We start from the raw sequence: 1,068 nt of genomic DNA, 5'->3' as shown, positions 1-1,068 counted from the left end.
CCCAGCATCACCGAGTCCTGGTGGAGATCGATGATCTCCGAGACCCGCAACCCCGTTTGCGCGGCCAGCAACAGCAGAGTGTGATCACGGCGTCCCAGCCATGTGCTGCGATCCGGACAGGCCAGGATCGCTTCAATCTCGGGCCTAGTGAGAAACTGAAGCTGTCGCTTGTCGCATCGCTTGCTCGGGATCGCGAGCACGCGTTGAATCTGGGCGCTATGGGCCGGCTCCTCGAACGACGCATATCTGAAGAAAGACCGAATGGCCGTGAGACGGAGATTCCGGGTCCTCACTGAGGCGGATCGCAGTGTCTCGAGGTCCTCCAGGAATGCGCCGATGAAAGGCGCGTCCAAATCCCGCAGTGTCAACTGCGACGGAGACCTGCCAAGGCGTGTCTGCGCGAATGCAAACAGGAGCCGGAAGGTGCCGCGATAGGAGGCGATGGTGTTGGAGCTTACGCCTCGATGTCGCATGAGCCGATCGGTGAACCACCGCTCGATCAGCACGGCCAGATCTTTCGAGGCACTCATGAGCGAACCTCCCACCGCTCATCCAGCAGTCGCGCGGCATGGGTCATTAACTCCGGCGCGGCGGATAGATACCAGTAAGTGTCGCGAACATTGGTGTGGCCGAGAAAGGTCGAGAGGACCGGCAGTTCCCGCTCGACATCTTCGCCGACCGAAGCCTTCGTCCGACAATCTGCCCGCATAAACGCGTGCAAACTCGCCAAATGGCCCGTGGATCAGCTTCCGATACAGTGTGCTGCGTTGCAGATAGTCACTTGCGTTGAGAAAGTGTTGGTAAAAACTTGTTCACTCGGCATAGTTCGGCGATCGGCATAAACCTGCAAGCTCAACGGCGTTGAGCCGCTGGGATATCTCGACGATGTCCTCACCAGGGTAGTCAACGGCCACCCTAATAGCAGATCGATGATCTGTTGCCTTGGGCCTACATCAACAAGCTCATGCTCAAGGCCGTGGCCTGAGAACACCGCTCTGATGTCCGCTGTCAAGGTTTGGAACGCAGAAGGTCGCCCGATCCGAGGAACGGCTGCTCATTCTGATGAGC

At 58.6% G+C, this 1,068-nt stretch carries 1 protein-coding gene and 2 pseudogenes; 1 reads left to right on the top strand and 2 read right to left on the bottom strand.

The window, feature by feature from the left end; genetic code table 11:
* Positions 1-530 (bottom strand): site-specific integrase (locus tag FJ419_RS30605; protein ID WP_176479577.1); only part of this gene is annotated, 530 nt, incomplete at its 3' end.
* Positions 527-676, bottom strand: a pseudogene (locus tag FJ419_RS31395) (integrase); the annotation flags it as partial. The gene FJ419_RS30605 and the pseudogene FJ419_RS31395, both read right to left, overlap by 4 nt.
* A gap of 166 nt (positions 677-842) precedes the next feature.
* Here FJ419_RS31395 and FJ419_RS30595 point away from each other — a divergent pair.
* Positions 843-985, top strand: a pseudogene (locus FJ419_RS30595) (transposase domain-containing protein); the annotation flags it as partial.
* Between the last annotated feature and the right edge of the window lie 83 nt (positions 986-1,068).

The sequence above is a fragment of the Mesorhizobium sp. B2-6-2 genome, assembly GCF_006440615.1.
GTDB lineage: Bacteria > Pseudomonadota > Alphaproteobacteria > Rhizobiales > Rhizobiaceae > Mesorhizobium.
The sequence above is the reverse complement of the archived record's forward strand: the minus strand, read 5'-3'. Positions and strand labels throughout refer to the sequence as shown.